General features: G+C 48.1%; 15 protein-coding genes. 2 read left to right on the forward strand and 13 right to left on the reverse strand.

The genetic code is table 11. From position 1 onward, the window contains the following. From Q0614_RS06940 to Q0614_RS07000, 13 genes are all read right to left on the reverse strand, one after another. A partial coding sequence (locus Q0614_RS06940; protein WP_298787559.1) for a BON domain-containing protein occupies positions 1-584 on the reverse strand: 584 nt, incomplete at its 3' end. 377 nt (positions 585-961) lie between these two features. Then, positions 962-1,735 carry an SDR family oxidoreductase gene (locus tag Q0614_RS06945; protein ID WP_298787561.1) on the reverse strand — a complete coding sequence of 258 codons (774 nt, stop codon included), beginning with the start codon at positions 1,733-1,735 and terminating at the stop codon, positions 962-964. 275 nt (positions 1,736-2,010) lie between these two features. After that, the gene (locus Q0614_RS06950; RefSeq protein WP_177389050.1) at positions 2,011-2,379 is read right to left on the reverse strand and encodes a pyridoxamine 5'-phosphate oxidase family protein; all 369 of its coding nucleotides are present in this window, start codon (positions 2,377-2,379) and stop codon (positions 2,011-2,013) included. A gap of 98 nt (positions 2,380-2,477) precedes the next feature. Continuing rightward, positions 2,478-3,158, reverse strand: a complete 681-nt coding sequence (locus tag Q0614_RS06955; protein ID WP_298787562.1) for a DNA alkylation repair protein — start codon at positions 3,156-3,158, stop codon at positions 2,478-2,480. Positions 3,159-3,407: 249 nt separating this feature from the next. Further along, complete coding sequence (locus tag Q0614_RS06960; protein ID WP_298787564.1) at positions 3,408-5,204, reverse strand: Mur ligase family protein; 1,797 nt, start codon at positions 5,202-5,204, stop codon at positions 3,408-3,410. An 835-nt stretch (positions 5,205-6,039) separates the two neighbouring features. Beyond that, positions 6,040-6,771 (reverse strand): alpha/beta hydrolase, encoded by a 732-nt coding sequence (locus Q0614_RS06965; RefSeq protein ID WP_298787566.1) that lies wholly within the window; start codon positions 6,769-6,771, stop codon positions 6,040-6,042. After that, a complete protein-coding gene (locus tag Q0614_RS06970) occupies positions 6,761-6,979 on the reverse strand; it encodes a type II toxin-antitoxin system Phd/YefM family antitoxin (protein WP_177389042.1) in 219 nt (72 codons plus the stop codon). The genes Q0614_RS06965 and Q0614_RS06970 overlap by 11 nt, the downstream gene beginning before the upstream one ends. Positions 6,980-7,039: 60 nt before the next feature. Then, positions 7,040-8,071 carry a D-alanine--D-alanine ligase gene (locus Q0614_RS06975; protein WP_298787568.1) on the reverse strand — a complete coding sequence of 344 codons (1,032 nt, stop codon included), beginning with the start codon at positions 8,069-8,071 and terminating at the stop codon, positions 7,040-7,042. Between the two features lie 23 nt (positions 8,072-8,094). Next, positions 8,095-8,649 carry a Holliday junction branch migration protein RuvA gene (gene ruvA, locus Q0614_RS06980; protein WP_297880004.1) on the reverse strand — a complete coding sequence of 185 codons (555 nt, stop codon included), beginning with the start codon at positions 8,647-8,649 and terminating at the stop codon, positions 8,095-8,097. Beyond that, positions 8,646-9,209 carry a hypothetical protein gene (locus tag Q0614_RS06985; protein WP_297917038.1) on the reverse strand — a complete coding sequence of 188 codons (564 nt, stop codon included), beginning with the start codon at positions 9,207-9,209 and terminating at the stop codon, positions 8,646-8,648. Before Q0614_RS06985 ends, ruvA begins: the two co-directional genes overlap by 4 nt. A 2-nt stretch (positions 9,210-9,211) precedes the next feature. Continuing rightward, positions 9,212-10,141: an MlaD family protein gene (locus Q0614_RS06990; RefSeq protein WP_177389034.1), complete on the reverse strand. Its 930-nt coding sequence runs from the start codon at positions 10,139-10,141 to the stop codon at positions 9,212-9,214. A 486-nt stretch (positions 10,142-10,627) separates the two neighbouring features. Further along, entirely contained in the window at positions 10,628-11,398 is a 771-nt protein-coding gene (locus Q0614_RS06995) for an ATP-binding cassette domain-containing protein (protein ID WP_298787571.1), read from the reverse strand. Beyond that, positions 11,395-12,498 carry an ABC transporter permease gene (locus Q0614_RS07000; RefSeq protein ID WP_298787573.1) on the reverse strand — a complete coding sequence of 368 codons (1,104 nt, stop codon included), beginning with the start codon at positions 12,496-12,498 and terminating at the stop codon, positions 11,395-11,397. Before Q0614_RS07000 ends, Q0614_RS06995 begins: the two co-directional genes overlap by 4 nt. 80 nt (positions 12,499-12,578) lie before the next feature. Here Q0614_RS07000 and murJ point away from each other — a divergent pair, with 80 nt between their 5' ends. Next, positions 12,579-13,976 (forward strand): murein biosynthesis integral membrane protein MurJ, encoded by a 1,398-nt coding sequence (murJ, locus tag Q0614_RS07005; protein WP_298787575.1) that lies wholly within the window; start codon positions 12,579-12,581, stop codon positions 13,974-13,976. Then, on the forward strand, positions 13,963-14,942 hold a 980-nt coding region (gene cysS / locus Q0614_RS07010), incomplete at its 3' end, for a cysteine--tRNA ligase (protein WP_298787577.1). The genes murJ and cysS, both read left to right, overlap by 14 nt.

Below are 14,942 nucleotides of genomic sequence, written 5' to 3' on the forward strand. Positions count from 1 at the left end.
ACCACGCGCAGGAACGAATACACGTCCTGCACCCCGGGCGCGTGCGTCGCATACCAGATCGCGTGCTTTTCGTGCTCGATGTCGCTTACTACGCCGCTAAATACCACGTCGCAGCCCACGATCGCCACGCGCACCGCAGTGCCCGAAACGTCGGTGTCGGAAAAGAGATTTTTCTTTAAATTTGTAAAAATTTCAAACGAATTGCAAGGATATTCGGGCTTTTTGACGCGCAGATAGGTATGCACGCGCCTCACGCCTTCGGTTTGTCTAGCTAAAGCAAGCAGCGGCTCGCGCATCGCTTCGCTATCTAGAAGCCCGATGAGATAGACCTCACCGTAGAAGCATTCGACCTCCAAATCCCAGCTGCTAAGGCCTTTGGTAAATAGAATTTTGCTTTGGATTTTAGTCTGGATGAGCTTGTCGCTAGCGACCTCGCTCATGCTGCGGCGGTCACGCGCTACGGAGTAGATGTCATATACGCTAAGCGCGTTGCCCGCGGGCGCCAGCGGAGCCGCGCACGAGCTAAATAGCGCCGTGCAAGAGAGCAAAAACACCGCTAAAATCGCTAGAAACAAAACCCTCAAACCCTCTCCAATCTCGTTTAATTTCTAATTATCTCAAGCCGGCTGCCGGCGCCGCTTTTTAAATTTAGCCCCGCAGGCGCCGTTTTATCGCAGCTTAAAATTTTGCGGCGCGAGATTCAGCCCAAACCGCGTGCTGCAAAATTTTACAACGTAAATTTTAAAATTTACGTTGTAATTCGCACGGCTTGCAGAATTTTGCGCTTTCGCCACGGCGGAATTTCGCGCGCAGTATTCGTCGCCGTAAAATTCTACGCGGCTAAATTTCGTTGCAAATTTGCCGCTGCGAAATTCTGCGTGGTAAAATTTCTCGCGGCGGAATTCGCCTCTGTAAAATTTTATATTTCAAAACCTGCACCCAAAATTCCACCCGGTCGCGGCTAATTCGTCGTAAGCCCGCCGTCTATCGCAAATATCGCGCCGCTGACCCATTTCGCCTCGTCCGATGCCAAAAACACCGCCGCATCGCCGATGTCCTGCGCGCTGCCGATTTTGCCGAGCGGATAGATATTTTGCACCATCTGCTCGAACGCCTCGCGCCCCTGCGGGCTAAGCGCGCTTAAATTTCGCTCAAACTGCGGCGTCAGAACGCTTCCGGGCGCTATGGCATTAACGCGCACGCCAAGTTTGCCGACCTCGAAGGCAAGCGATTTGGTGAAAGAATTTAGCGCGCCTTTGGTGATCGAATACGCCGTCGTGGTGCGCCCCACGAGCATTCGGTTCGCAAAATACGACGAGATATTGATCACGCAGCCTTTGCTAGCCGCAAGCGCGTCCAAAAGCCCCTGAGTAAGCAGATATGGCGCTTTGACGTTTAGGTTTAGATGAGCGTCCAGCAGCGCTTCGTCGGTCGCCTCAAACGGTACGAATTTCCCTAGTCCGGCGTTATTTACGAGAATATCTATCTTAAGGGGTAGCGCTAAAATGCGCTCGCAAAGGCCTTTTATCGTTTTGCTTTGCGCCAAATCCGCCTCTATCGCGTAAGCTTTCACGCCGTAACCGCCCAATGCCTCCTGCGCGATTTTTAATTTCTCCTCGCTTCTGCCGAGCAGGATCAAATTTGCGCCCTCTTCGGCGAAACACTTTGCGATGCCAAGCCCTATTCCGTCGCTTCCGCCCGTAATTACGGCGGTTTTACCCTCTAATCGTTTCATACTTTTCCTCTCAATGCGTAAATTTACACTCTAAAAATTTGAGCGAGACTTACGGATCTCGCAAACTTCGAAATTTTGCAGGCTTTGAAATTTTACTCGCTTTAAAATTTCTCTCAATTTAAAATTTTGTGGCGAAGCGAAATTTCGTCGATAAAATTTTACTAATTTTAAAATTCCATCGATAAAATTTCACGGCAAAATTCCATCGTAAAGCTCGCGGTGGAATTTCATCGGGAATTTCATCCGTAAATTCCACCCAAACTGCGCCGCTTGGCTTACAGCACCTGTTTTACGCTACTAGCCGTGATTTCAAGTAGCCTCGTAGCAAACGGAAATTTCGCCTTCGTTTCTTCAAACTCCGCGCCACTATCAATAAAACGCGCTGTGCCCTTCACTACAAAGCCACGCCCCGCTCCGAATCTGCCTGCTAGCTCCTTCGTTGCGACGCTAAGCTCGACGTTCGGATTAGCCTCCACGTTGCTTTGCGTCTTTTTCATACCCGCAGCGGGGATGAGGATGCGATCACCCTTAATGACGAGATATCTGTTCCATGTATTGCTGATATGAGCCTCGCCCTGCGCGCAGGTAGCGATACCCACGGCGCATTCATAATTCAAAATCTCCAAAAATTCTTTGCTAAACATTTTCTCTCCTTAAATTTACATTTTAAAGCTCGCGATTTTGGCTGACAAGCCCCGCGCGCAACTGAAATTTTAACTACCTCCGCCACTTTCCGCCGCGGCTAAATTTTATATTTCAAAAGCGCGTCTTTTTCGGCTTTGCTTACGCGAAAGCTATCGCGGATCTTCGATATCGCCTTGTTTTGGATAAATTTAACCGCCCGTTTGCTCGCCAAAAACGCAAGCGTGATCTCGCGCTGCTTGATAAACATCTCCGCTATCGCCCACGCCGCGCCCATCTGCACGTAGTACCGCTCGTCGCTTTCGGCGGCGCAAATTTCAAAAAACTTCTCGGGCGAGATCGCGTCCATATTTCGCATAAAATAAACGTAGAAAAATCGCCTCTCAAACTCGTCCGCGCCGCCCTTAGCCTGTTTTAGCAGCGCGTCCGCAAGAGCGACGTCTCTGAATTTCGGAGCGAACATATCGCAAACCGCCCAATTAGGCATCGTTTTGATAAAATCGCTCGCAAGCGCGAATTTCGCCTCATCCTGCTTCAAAAGCATTATGAAAAAGCCTTTTAGCACGAACTCTTCGTGAAAAACGGGCTCGTAATTTTGCAGCTCGCGCCGCGCTTCATCTGCTCCACCCAAAGCGGCGAAGCTTTTGCGAGCAAGCGCACGCAGCGCGGGAGTACGTACGCCTAAAATCTGCGGCGTCGGTATTAAACGCTGCGAAAATTGCGCGAACTTCTCCTCGCTTAGCGCCCGCAGCTGCCCTAGCATCTTTTCTCGTAAATCCATGGCTTTCCTTTAAATTTGATCGTAAATTTTAATCGCGCGCAAGATTGCGATTTTATAACGGCGCGTTAAATTTCGCCGCACAGGGCTATCCTATTTTAAACAGATCGCGCCGCAAGCTCAAACTAATCGCCCGATAAGATCGCGTTTAAGTCACTCGCCGCACTCGCTCAAAGTCTTTTATCTAAAAAACATGCCTGCTAAATCGCTCTGTATACCGCCATACAGAGCAAACCGTATCGCTAAAGCCGCTTAAATGAAGCTCGGCGCGTCGTTTGAAAACAAAATCAGATCGCCGCTGTGCGTATTTTCGCTCAAAACCCGCTGCAAATCGCGCTTATCTTTCAAAACGATAGTCTTTGCGGGGTCGATCTTGCTTTGCAGCACCTCGGAATTTAGCTCGCCCGTGATGATCGCAAGATCAAAAATTTCATCGATTTTGGCGGCCAGCGTCTCGTTGTCCTCGCGCGTGCTCTCGACGATGCCCGGCGTGATGATGACCTTGCGCCCGCCGTAGCTTCGCATCAGCTCGTAGCTTTGCAGCATGCCGCTTAGATTGCCGTTGAAGCTATCGTCGATGATGATCTTGCCGCCCGCATCGAGCCGCGCGAGGCGGTGCTCGACGGCGCCGACGTGCGCGACGCGGCTTTTGATCTTATCAGCGCTAAGCCCTAAAAATCGCGCGATCTTTATACATGCGGCGAGATTTGCGGCGTTAAATTTACCCAAAATCGGCGCGAAAAACTCATATCGCTTGCCTGGCTCTCTCCGCCCGTTTGAAATTTTACGCTCGTTTGGAGCCTCTTGCGAGCCCTGCTCTTTATCGCCGCAAATTTTATCGTCGCTAGCGGCACGGGCGGTTTGTTCGTAAAATTCTTTCTCGCTCCGTTTGGCGCAGGATATGGAATTTGCTTCGTCAGAATCGGCGCCATAATTTTTAGAATTTTTGTCTTTTTCCGCGCATACTGCACTGCTTGCATCAAGGCTTGAACCGCCCTGCCCTTCGCTCTCTGCGGCGGCTGTTTCTATGTGCGGAGCGGAATTTTCGCCGCTAGCACCGCTTTCATCCTCGCTCAAGTTAAGGCTAAATTTTATTCCGTCCAGATCCGCGCTGCAAATTTCGAGCCCCTCGTCATAGATCGTGACGCGCTCATTCGCGCTTTTTTGCGTAGAGCTGTGCAAAAACGCATGCTTTAGCCGCACGCTTGTGAGCGCTTCAAGCTTGGTCTTGCGGATGTTTTCGATGCTTTTGAAATACTCGATGTGTTGCGCGCCGATCTCGCCCACGACGACGATCTGCGGCGCCAAAAACTCAGTGATCTCGGCAATGTCGCCACTTAGCCTGGCGCCTGCTTCGGCGATGTAGATCTGCGTATCTGCGGGTAGCGCCTCGTTTACGTCGCGCACGAGCCCCGCTAGTGTGTTTACCGAGCGCGGCGTCTTGTAGCAGCGAAAGTCATTTTTTAAAATTTGATACAAGAAGTTTTTAATGCTCGTCTTGCCGTAGCTCGCGGTGATCTGAATGATCGTAAGGGAGGGCATCTGGGCTAGTTTTTTGCGTGCGGCAGCCTTAAATTTCGCAGCCTGCGCTCGCTCGTAAGCAAAACTCGCCGCAAGGCCCGCGCCAAGCGGTAAAAAGATCGGCAAAATCGGGCCCCCAACGGCATAAAACGCGACGTTAAAGCTAAACACACAAACCGCCAAAATCGCAAAAAATCGCTTCACACGCGGCGTAAAGACGAGCTTTTTATCAAGCCCTCTTTGCCAAAAATAAAGCGCTAGCGCATAGGCCGCGATGATTAAAATTTTAGCGGCGCATAGGGCATAGAGGAATGCAGTGCCAAATTTAGCTGCGCCGAGACCTACCGCGATCTCGCAGCCAAGATACGCCGCCAGCGGCAAAATCAAAAAATAGAGGTGCCACGCGGGTTTGGTGAAGTGAAAGATGATGCGCGCGGGCTTGTACGAAAACCACTGCAGGCAGGTGATCAGATAAAAGCCGAGCAGTAGGACGAATGCCGCGTGCGCGATCAAAAATATTATATTCATCTTTTAAAATTCCTTTTTATAAATTTACGCGCCCGCTTTGCAAGCCTGTGCGGGCAAAACACGGCGAGCTCGAGCCAACCGACATTAGACTTCATTTGCAAATTTTACGAATTCTCGCTTTGCAAATTCTATTTTTGCAAACTTCGCTAGCTCGCAAATTCATTCTCTCATGTTGGCTGCACGAGCCGCGCTAGATAAATTTGCGCTACCGCGCGCCGTCTGCGTTCTCGATACCGCGCAGCATCCATCTTTCGCGACCTGAAATTTTCGCACGCTGCGTATCTTGCGATATCGAGCCTTATCTCGCGCGATGATTTACATTATTTGCGATACATAGGCCTTATATCGCGGCGAATACATGGCGCGGTTATGCGACTAAATTTAATTACTCGCCTTGCGGTGCACGCAGCGGTTTTGCCGCGTCTTGTACGGCTGCCGCAAACACAGAGCGGAAACGATCCGCTGCCGTGTAAAATTTAAAATTAACGCGGCACGCCGCAATTTGAGCTTTGCGTTTTATACTACGCGCCCAAAGAGCGGATTTTGCGCCGCTAATTTTAAACGCATACTCGCGGCTTTTATATTTAAATTTACGCTTCAGTTTGCGATCTTTGACGCAAACCGATTGCAAAATTTTAAAACGCGGGAGAACTGCACTAAAGCGCCGCAATGAAACGCTTTTTAAAATACACTCGCTGCCACCTCGCTTTTCGCGCGATCTGTTTTTGTATCTAAAACGCGATTTTTAGCGGCGCTAAAATTTCGCGGCTAAATTTTAAAATTTACACAAAATCGCGTTTCGCTTTAAATTTAGCGCGGCGCCAAATCATTAAATTTAGCTGCTGCTAAGCTCCTTTTCGATCTGCTCGCCGATAAAATCCGCGCTCTGCAAAAAGAAAAAGTGATCCCCCGCCAGCGGATAAAATTTGCTATTTTTGACGAGCGAGTGGATCAGCTCACCGCTTTTTAGGCTGGTGGCGCGATCGTCCTTGCCCCAAAAGATGAGCGCATTTTGCGGGCTTAGCGCGGAAAAAATGTCGCGGAAGTCCTCATTTACGACGTTTTTTAGCGTCTCATACATCGTCTTGCTCATACCTGCGGCATCCTTGCTCGCAAACGTACGCCAAAGCCCCGCCAGACCAAGTCTTTTTAAAATTTTAAAAATCGCGATTTTGGCGCGCACGACAAAGGGCTTGGGCTCGATGATACCGGCGCTGCTTAGCAGTATGAGATTGCGCGGAGCCAGCAATGCGGCGATCTTGCCGCCGAAGCTGTGCCCCATAATCGCTGCGGGCTGCTTGCCCAAAGCCGCGATAAAGGCGCGCATAATCTCCGCATAATCCTCGCTGCCAAGGGCACGCACGGGCTGCGAGCTGGCGCCGAATCCAGGCAGATCGACGCACACTAACGCGTAACGGCGGAATTTATCCGCAAAAACCCGAGACATAAGCGCTTTGTTTGCGCCCCAGCCGTGCAGCACCAAAATATATTCGGCACGCTGCAGATTTGAAATTTCGTAGCTGATTTTGTAGCTCTCGCCGTCGCAGATGAGCTCCTTACTCGCCACCGCCGCTCCTTTTGGCGTAAACGGCCTTGAGTAACTCGACTGCCTTTTCGAGCCGCTCAAACTCGCTCATACTGATCATTACGGCTTCAAATTTGTTATTTTTGACGATCAGGGCTTTTTTGATCTCTTGATTTTTGATCTTGTTTAAAACGGTGCTGAAGTTGCGCACGATCTCGGTAGCGGTGTAAATTTCGTCTTGATTTATCATAACTCGACCTTTTGAGGTAAAATTTTACGCAAAATTTAGCGTAAAATTTTAAACGATTGGCTATTTATTAGCGGTGATTTTGGTGATCAGCTCGTAGCTTACAGGGATCTGCCTCATCGGCGGCAGCGACGAAGCAAGAGCTGCTAAAACCTCGGAGAAATCATCAAATAGGTAGTTTGCGAGACTACCCGGGTTCGGATTTATCTCGTTTAGATAAATTTCGCCCTCTTTTTCAAAAAAATCGCAGCGAATTAGCGCGCCATCGAATGATCCTGCGTTATAAAGCCGCGTAAAGGCATCTTTCATCTTGCCCTCTAGCAAAGCGCCAGGACGAGCGGGCTCGATCGCGCCACTACGCGAAAAATCCAAATATTTACGATCGAAATTTAAATAGCCCTCTTTTTTTGGCTCTTCGATGTTTGAAAATACGATTTTGCCGTCTATTTTAGCGCCTGCAAGATTGAATTCCTTTACGTTTTCCCAGTATGGCTCTACGATCGCGCTATCGTCCAGCTCAAAAGCCTGATCCAGCGCGTAGCTAAACTCGCTTTCGTTCTTGGCTATCGAAATTCCGATGCTAGAGCCCAAATGAGCGGGCTTAACGATGATCGGAAAATTAAAATTAGGCAGACTAGTACGATTTACGATCTCATACGGCAGGGTTTTTACATTTGCGATTGCGGCTAGGTGCTTGGTTAAAATTTTATTATAACTTAGAACGCTAGCTTCTATGCGAGGGCCTATGTAAGGGATGCCAAAAAACTCAAATAGCGCTGCCATTTTGCCATCCTCGCCGTCGCAGCCATGGATTAGATTGATATATGTGCCGACTTCTAGCATGCTTTTGCTAAACATTCCGCTCTCAAAAAATCCGCCTGCACCGATGCTAAGCTCTTTTGCTTTAGCATAGCCACCTTGTTTAAAATACGCCGCGCGCATATTCTTATCCTCGATGCGGTAAAATTTGCGATTTTTATCGCAAAATATAAACTCCAAGTCCCAGCCTTTTAGGGCATTTTTAACGGCAATTGCCGAGATGATACTTACTTCGTGCTCGTAGCTCTGAGCTCCAAAAACTATGCCAAATTTCATTGCTTTCCTTCAAATTTTATTTTCTACGCTAATTTTTTTAACGCCTCTTTGACAAGATCTGACGTATTCGTGCTGCTGCATCCCGCTAAGATTTGATTGATCTTATCGCGCTTAAATCCAAGGCTTTGTAGCGCGGATGCCGCTTCATTTTTATAAGTCTCGCTAGGACCGAATTCCATTAGCTTCGCATCGCCTAGTTCGGCAATGATCCGTCTAGCGGTCTTTGGGCCGATGCCCGGAACTGAAGTTAGCGTCGCAGCATCCCCCGTAGCTACGCAACGCGCGAAATCCTGCGGAGCGAGCGTCGAACAAACCGCCATCGCCGTGCTTGCACCTACACCGCTAAGCTTGATTAGAGTTTCAAACATCCTTTTTTCACTCTCGTCTAAAAACCCATACAGCAAATCGGCATCCTCGCGCAGAATTTGCACGCATGCAAGCTCGGTCAGCCTGCCCTGCGTGAGCTTCGCGGAGGTATTTAATGACAATGAAAGAGCGTAGCTCACGCCGCTAGCACATTTAATGACGCAAGCAGTGGGCTCCTTGCGCGTGATAATCCCTTCGATCGCCGCTATCATCTAAGAGCCTTTAAAATTTCATTTATACTCTCATTAAGCGCTAAATTTAGAGCATTATAAATGCTTTGCGAGCTAGGATCAGGCACGAAAACGCGCTTAGTGACGATGCCAGATTTTATGCTTTCTAAAGAATTCAAAATTTCATACCCCATCGTGACGGTTGCTTGATCGTTATTGACCTGAAGCGCTACGATACTGGTTTTTAGGCGCAAATCCCGCTCTTTTGGCACGAAGATCGGATTTAGCGAGCAGGTGGAAAATGCCGCATCAAGCAGCGCCTTATATACCATCTCGCTAGGCATCGTGATAAATTTGGCGTCGCTTGCGAACCGCGTTCGGTTTCTAAAATCCACTATTAAAATATCCCGCCTATCGACGAGATCGGTCGCTGTGATGGTGTCGATAAAGATATTTTTGCGCGCACCGCTAGGATTTACGCAGCGCTTTTGATCATAACGCAGCTCGTAGTAAGTGTATGGCTTAGCCTGCTTAGCTAAGCAGCCGCCTAAAAATATCGCCGCCAGCGTCGCAGCAAGCGTAAACTTTATAAAATTTTTCATCTTTATTCCTTTTTATCGTCGCGATCCGCGCCTTTAGAAGTGTCTTTGAAAAAGAAATCGTAAGGATTGTCCTCTAGCCTAAACATCGCACCTTGGAATTCTCTAAGTGATTTTTTGAGCTCGCCAAGAGTGTTTTTTGCCTCCTCAAGCGTAGGATCCAAGATCGCTTTTAGATTGTACTCGCCGCGATCGATACGCTTAGTGATGATACCTGCGGTTTTATCCAGTGAATTCGATAGATTGGCAGCACTCACGGCAAAAGCATTTAGATTATCTAGCAGCGCGTCTAGTTCTTTCTCGCGCTCGTTTAAATTTGCTATGAGAGTATTTACGTTAGCAAGCAGCGCGTCTAGGCTTTGGAATTTTTTCTCATCACTTAGCTCAGCGCTAAATTTATCCATCGAAGATAGAATTCTATCCACTTTATCAGTATTTTGTTTAGACAACAGCCCGTTAATCTTAAAGATCATCTCACTCACGCTATCGGTGATAACTTCGGCTTTGGAACCGATTTTATCAAGAAGCGTTTTATCCAGCGCAATTATCGGCTTTTTATCATTCGGCGGGAAAAGCTTGCCACTTCCTTTCGTGATATTTATAAACGCGATTCCGCTGATTCCTTGAGATTCTACCTTAGCGACGCTATCTTGCGAGATCGGTAGCTTGCTTTTTACCGAAATTTCAATCTCAATAATCGCATTTTCGATATCGGCAAAGTCGATGCTTTTGATGATGCCCGCATTTACGCCGATAAATTTAACTTCGGAATTCTCCTTAATGCCTACGGGAAGCTCTTTTGTGTGGATATAGTAGGAGCGGTAGCTCTCGCCGCGATCAGTCTTTGTAAGCATCCACCACATAAATGCCGTAAGAGCCGCGACGCAGATCATAACAAATGCGCCTACTATCGTGTATGAAGTTCTATTTTCCAATCTTTTCTCCTAATTTCAGAGCGTAAAATTTAAGCCCTGCGATATGCCTTAAAATAGCCATTTGGGCTTAAATTTTAAAACTCAACCTTTTCTCAAATAGTCGCAAAATTTGCAGAATCATCTGAGTTTAAATTTTAAAGCTTAGCGTGCATTTTGAAATTTCAAAATATCGCCGCGCCGTATTTTAGCGTAAAATTTTACCGCCCCGATTTAAATTTAACGCCGCTTGCTCGTTAAAATTTCAAAATTTAAAAGCGCTATCCAATAAATGCGCCCTTAAATACGACCCGCCTAAATTTTAAAATTTCGTTTGAGCCGCTAAGGTCTAAATTTTAAAATTTAAGCCCTGCGGAGCCCGGAATTCCTCGCTAGGTTTAAAATTTAAAATTTTTCCGCTACTATTTTAAAATTTCAGCTCCTACCTATCTAAATTTTACCCGATTTTACCCATCGCGACATGTATTTTGGCTAGATAAATTTCAAAGCTCAATCTCTTTGCCGCATCTTAAATAACTCTTCAAGCGGATTATTCTCCAGGCTTGAAATTTCCTTAATGCTTCCTTCAAAAGCGATTTTTTGATTATCCACGATCAAAAACCGATCCAAAATGTCAAAGATACTATCCACGTCGTGCGTCACCATCACGACCGTGACGCCGAGGCTGTCTCTAAGCTCGCAAACAAGCCTATCAAGGGCTCTGGCGCTGAGCGGATCAAGCCCCGAGTTTGGCTCGTCCAAAAATAAAATTTCAGGGCTCAGAGCTAGCGCGCGAGCCAGCGCCACACGCTTTTTCATACCGCCGCTAAGCTCGTTTGGGCTAAGCGCGGCAGCCTCTTTTTTAAGTCCCACCTTTTGGATCCAAAACATCGATAGCTCATCTATCTCGCGCTCGCTAAATTTAGAGTATTCGCGCAATAACACGCCTACGTTTTCGAGCACGCTCATCGAGCTGTAAAGCGCGCCGAACTGAAACATCACGCCGCATTTTAGGCGGATCTCGTTTTGCTCCGCCTCGCTCGCGCGCCAAATATCGCGCCCGAAAATTTTAATCTCGCCGCTTTGCGGGCGCTTTAAAAATATGAGCGTTTTCATTAACGTCGTTTTACCGCTACCGCTGCCGCCTAAAAAGCCGTAAATTTCGCCCTTTTTGACGCTAAAGCTCACGTTATCGTGCATAACGCGCGATCCGTACGCGGTAGTAACGTCGCGCGCGACGATAATTTTAGCGCTTTCGCCGGATTGCACTTGCTCACTCATAGCCCGATTTCCGAAAACAAAACCGCAAATACCGCGTCGATCGCGATGACCCAAAATATCGCGTTTACGACGCTAATCGTGGTGTATTCGCCGATGCTTTGGGTGTTTCCTTTTACTTCGAAACCCCGCATACAGCCGATGATAGCGATGAATGCCCCGAAAAACGGCGCTTTAATCATACCTACTAAAAAATGCCTAAGCTCTACAGAAGCCTTAAATCTATCCAAATAATCGCTAAAGGCTATGTCTAAATACGCGTCACACACGATCATCTGAGCAAAAATACTTACCGAATCTGCGATAAAAATGACTAGCGGCATGATTAGTACCATCGCGATAATGCGCGGCATCGCAAGAAAATAAAACGGATCAAAGCCCATCGTCCTCATCGCATCGATCTCTTCTGTGATCTTCATCACGCCGATCTGCGCCGTAAAGCTAGAAGCCGAGCGACCCGCGATGACGATAGCAGCGATAAGAGGCGCTACTTCACGAAGCGTCAAAGCACCCATTATATCGATGATATAGATGCTGGCACCAAATTTAGAAAGCATATCCGAGCCTATGTAAGCAAGCACGATGCCGATCAAAAATGCCGTCAATGAGACTATGAAAAGCGCGTCTATACCGCTATCTTTGATGAAATTTACGGTTTCTTTGAAGCGGAATTTCATCGGATGAATTATAAAAGCTGCGAGTTTGGAGAAAAACTCACCCAAAAAGCTTGCAAGGCTTAGCAAGCCTAAAATTCCAAGATGACAATAAAGTCCGATCTGCGCTAAAAAATTTAGCCTACGAGATTCGGGCACGTAGCTAAAATCGATCGTTTTATCATCCATAAAGCTTAGAATTTTGGCGGCTTTGCAGCTATTCTCCACAAGGCTAACGCGCTTGCCAGCAAGGGCGTTTTTGATCATCAGCGCCATGAAGTAGTCTAAATTTGAAATTTCGTTTAAGCTTAGCTCCAGCTCGTTTAAATTTTTTACCGCTTTTTTTAGTGCAAGTAGCTGGGAGCGCGAGCTTTTGTAGTTCCACTGCCCGCGTAGCGATAAGGTATTTTTCCCACCCGAGCTTTCGAGCGAAAAGGCTAAATTCTGCAAAAATTTCTCTCCAAAATCAAAAAATAGGGGAAATTATAATATAATCAACCTTGGCATTTTATAAAATTTAATGGGGATTTATGCTCAGAGGCTTTTTCACAAATAGCGTAGGCACGCTGGTTTCGCGGGTTTTGGGTTTCGTGCGCGACCTGCTTACCGCATCGGTTTTGGGCGCGGGGATTTACAGCGATCTGTTTTTCGTAGCGTTTAAACTGCCCAATCTTTTCCGCAGACTCTTCGGCGAGGGAGCCTTTACGCAGGCGTTTTTACCGAGCTTTACCGCCGCGCGCAAAAAAGGAATTTTCGCCGCAGCGGTGCTTATTAAATTTAGCATTTTTATCGCGCTTTTAACGGCGCTCGTGCTGCTTGCCGCACCCGTTTTTACTAAAGTTTTGGCATACGGATTTAGCGCCGAGCAGATCGGTCTTGCGGTGCCATACGTGCGGATAAATTTTTTCTATCTCACGTTTATCTTCGTCGTTACGCTCTTTGCCTCGCTGCTTCAGTATCGCGATCACTTCGCTACGACGGCGTTTTCGACCGCGCTTTTAAATTTAGCGATGATCGCGGCGCTTCTGCTGGCTCGCGGCAAGGACGGCGCCACGGCGGTGCTCTATCTTAGCTTCGGCGTCGTAGCGGGCGGACTTTTGCAGCTAGCGGTGCATGTTTATGCGTTGAAATTTACCGGCATGCTGCGCGTCTTAGCCGGCGGCTTTGCGCGGCTTGCGCGAGGCGATAAGCCGCAGACGCAGGGCTTTTATAAAAATTTTTTCGCGGGCGTGCTCGGTGCGTCGGCACTTCAGCTAAGCTCGTTTATAGATACCTTTTTTGCGAGCTTCCTTGCTAGCGGCAGTATCAGCTATCTATACTACGCCAACCGCATATTTCAGCTGCCGCTCGCGCTTTTTGCGATTGCGCTTAGCACGGCGATCTTTCCGCGCATGAGCAAATTCGTAAAAGCTCACGACGACGCGCAAGCTCTGGCGCTTGTCGAGCGCGGATTTTACTTCCTTTTGGCGCTACTCGGGCTCTCTGCGATAGGCGGCGTGATGCTGCGAAACGAGATCACGCAGCTGCTGTTTGAGCGCGGAGAATTTACCCGCCAAAATTCCATCGAATGCGCCGCAGTTCTCGGCGCGTATATGGTGGGGCTCGTGCCGTTCGGGCTGTCTAGGATTTTTTCGCACTGGCTGTATGCGAATATGAAGCAGAAGCTAAGCGCGAAAATTTCGATCTGGTGCGTCTTTATAAACGTCGCTTTATGCGCGCTGTTTTTTAAACCCTTTGGAGCCGTGGGGCTTGCGTTTGCAAGCACGATAACGGGAGCGTTTCTGCTCGGCTTTAATCTCTATTTTTTTGGATTTAATAACTTTTTGGCTATAATCCGCGCAAAAAAAATTATTGCGATCGCAGCGCTTTGTGCGGGCGAAGCGGCGATTTTATACATTTTAAAAGGCTTGTATTATGGTAATTTATGATAGTTTGAGCAAAAAGAAGCTCCCTTTTAAGCCCATTAGCGAGGGGCTGGCGCGCATTTACGCCTGCGGTCCGACAGTTTATGACGACGCGCATCTGGGGCATGCAAAAAGCGCCGTGAGCTTCGATCTGCTGCGCCGCGTACTGCAAGCGGAGGGCTATGAGGTAAAATTTGCGCGAAATTTCACCGATATAGACGATAAAATTTTAAAAAAGATGGCAGAAACCGGCAAGAGCCTAGAGGAGATCACGGAGCTTTATACCCGCAGATATTTGCAGGATATGAGCGCGCTAAACGTCGCGGACGCGAGCATTTCGCCCAAAGCGACCGAAAATATCGCCGCGATCTGCGAGCTCATATCCTCGCTTCTTCAAAAAGGCTTTGCCTACGAGATCGCCGGTGACGGCATCTACTTCGACACGCGCAAGGACGGGGATTATCTAAGCCTTAGCGGCAAAAAAGAGGGCGCCGGCAAAAACATCGCCCGCGTCGCCTCAAACGATGCCAAGCACGACGAGAAGGACTTCGTGCTGTGGAAATTTGACGAGAATTGGTTTGATAGCCCGTTTGGTAAAGGGCGCCCCGGTTGGCACAGCGAGTGCGTCGCGATGATTTTGGCGCATCTTGATAGCGGCGATCCGAAATTTTGCATAGACATTCACGCAGGCGGCGCCGATCTGCTCTTCCCGCATCACGAAAACGAAGCCGCGCAGTGCCGCTGCGCCCGCCATAGAGCGCTAAGCAAATACTGGCTTCACAATGGCTTCGTGCAAGTAAATAACGAAAAGATGAGCAAGAGCCTGGGCAACTCGTTTTTCGTAAAAGACGCCCTAAAAATCGCACCGGGCGAGGCGCTGAGATTTTATCTCTTAAGCTCGCATTACAGGGCAAATTTTAATTATTCGGTGACCGATCTGCTTGCGAGCAAAAAGAGGCTAGATAAAATTTACCGCCTTAAAAAGCGCGT

Origin of the sequence: uncultured Campylobacter sp., assembly GCF_937997595.1 — a bacterium.
GTDB lineage: Bacteria > Campylobacterota > Campylobacteria > Campylobacterales > Campylobacteraceae > Campylobacter_B.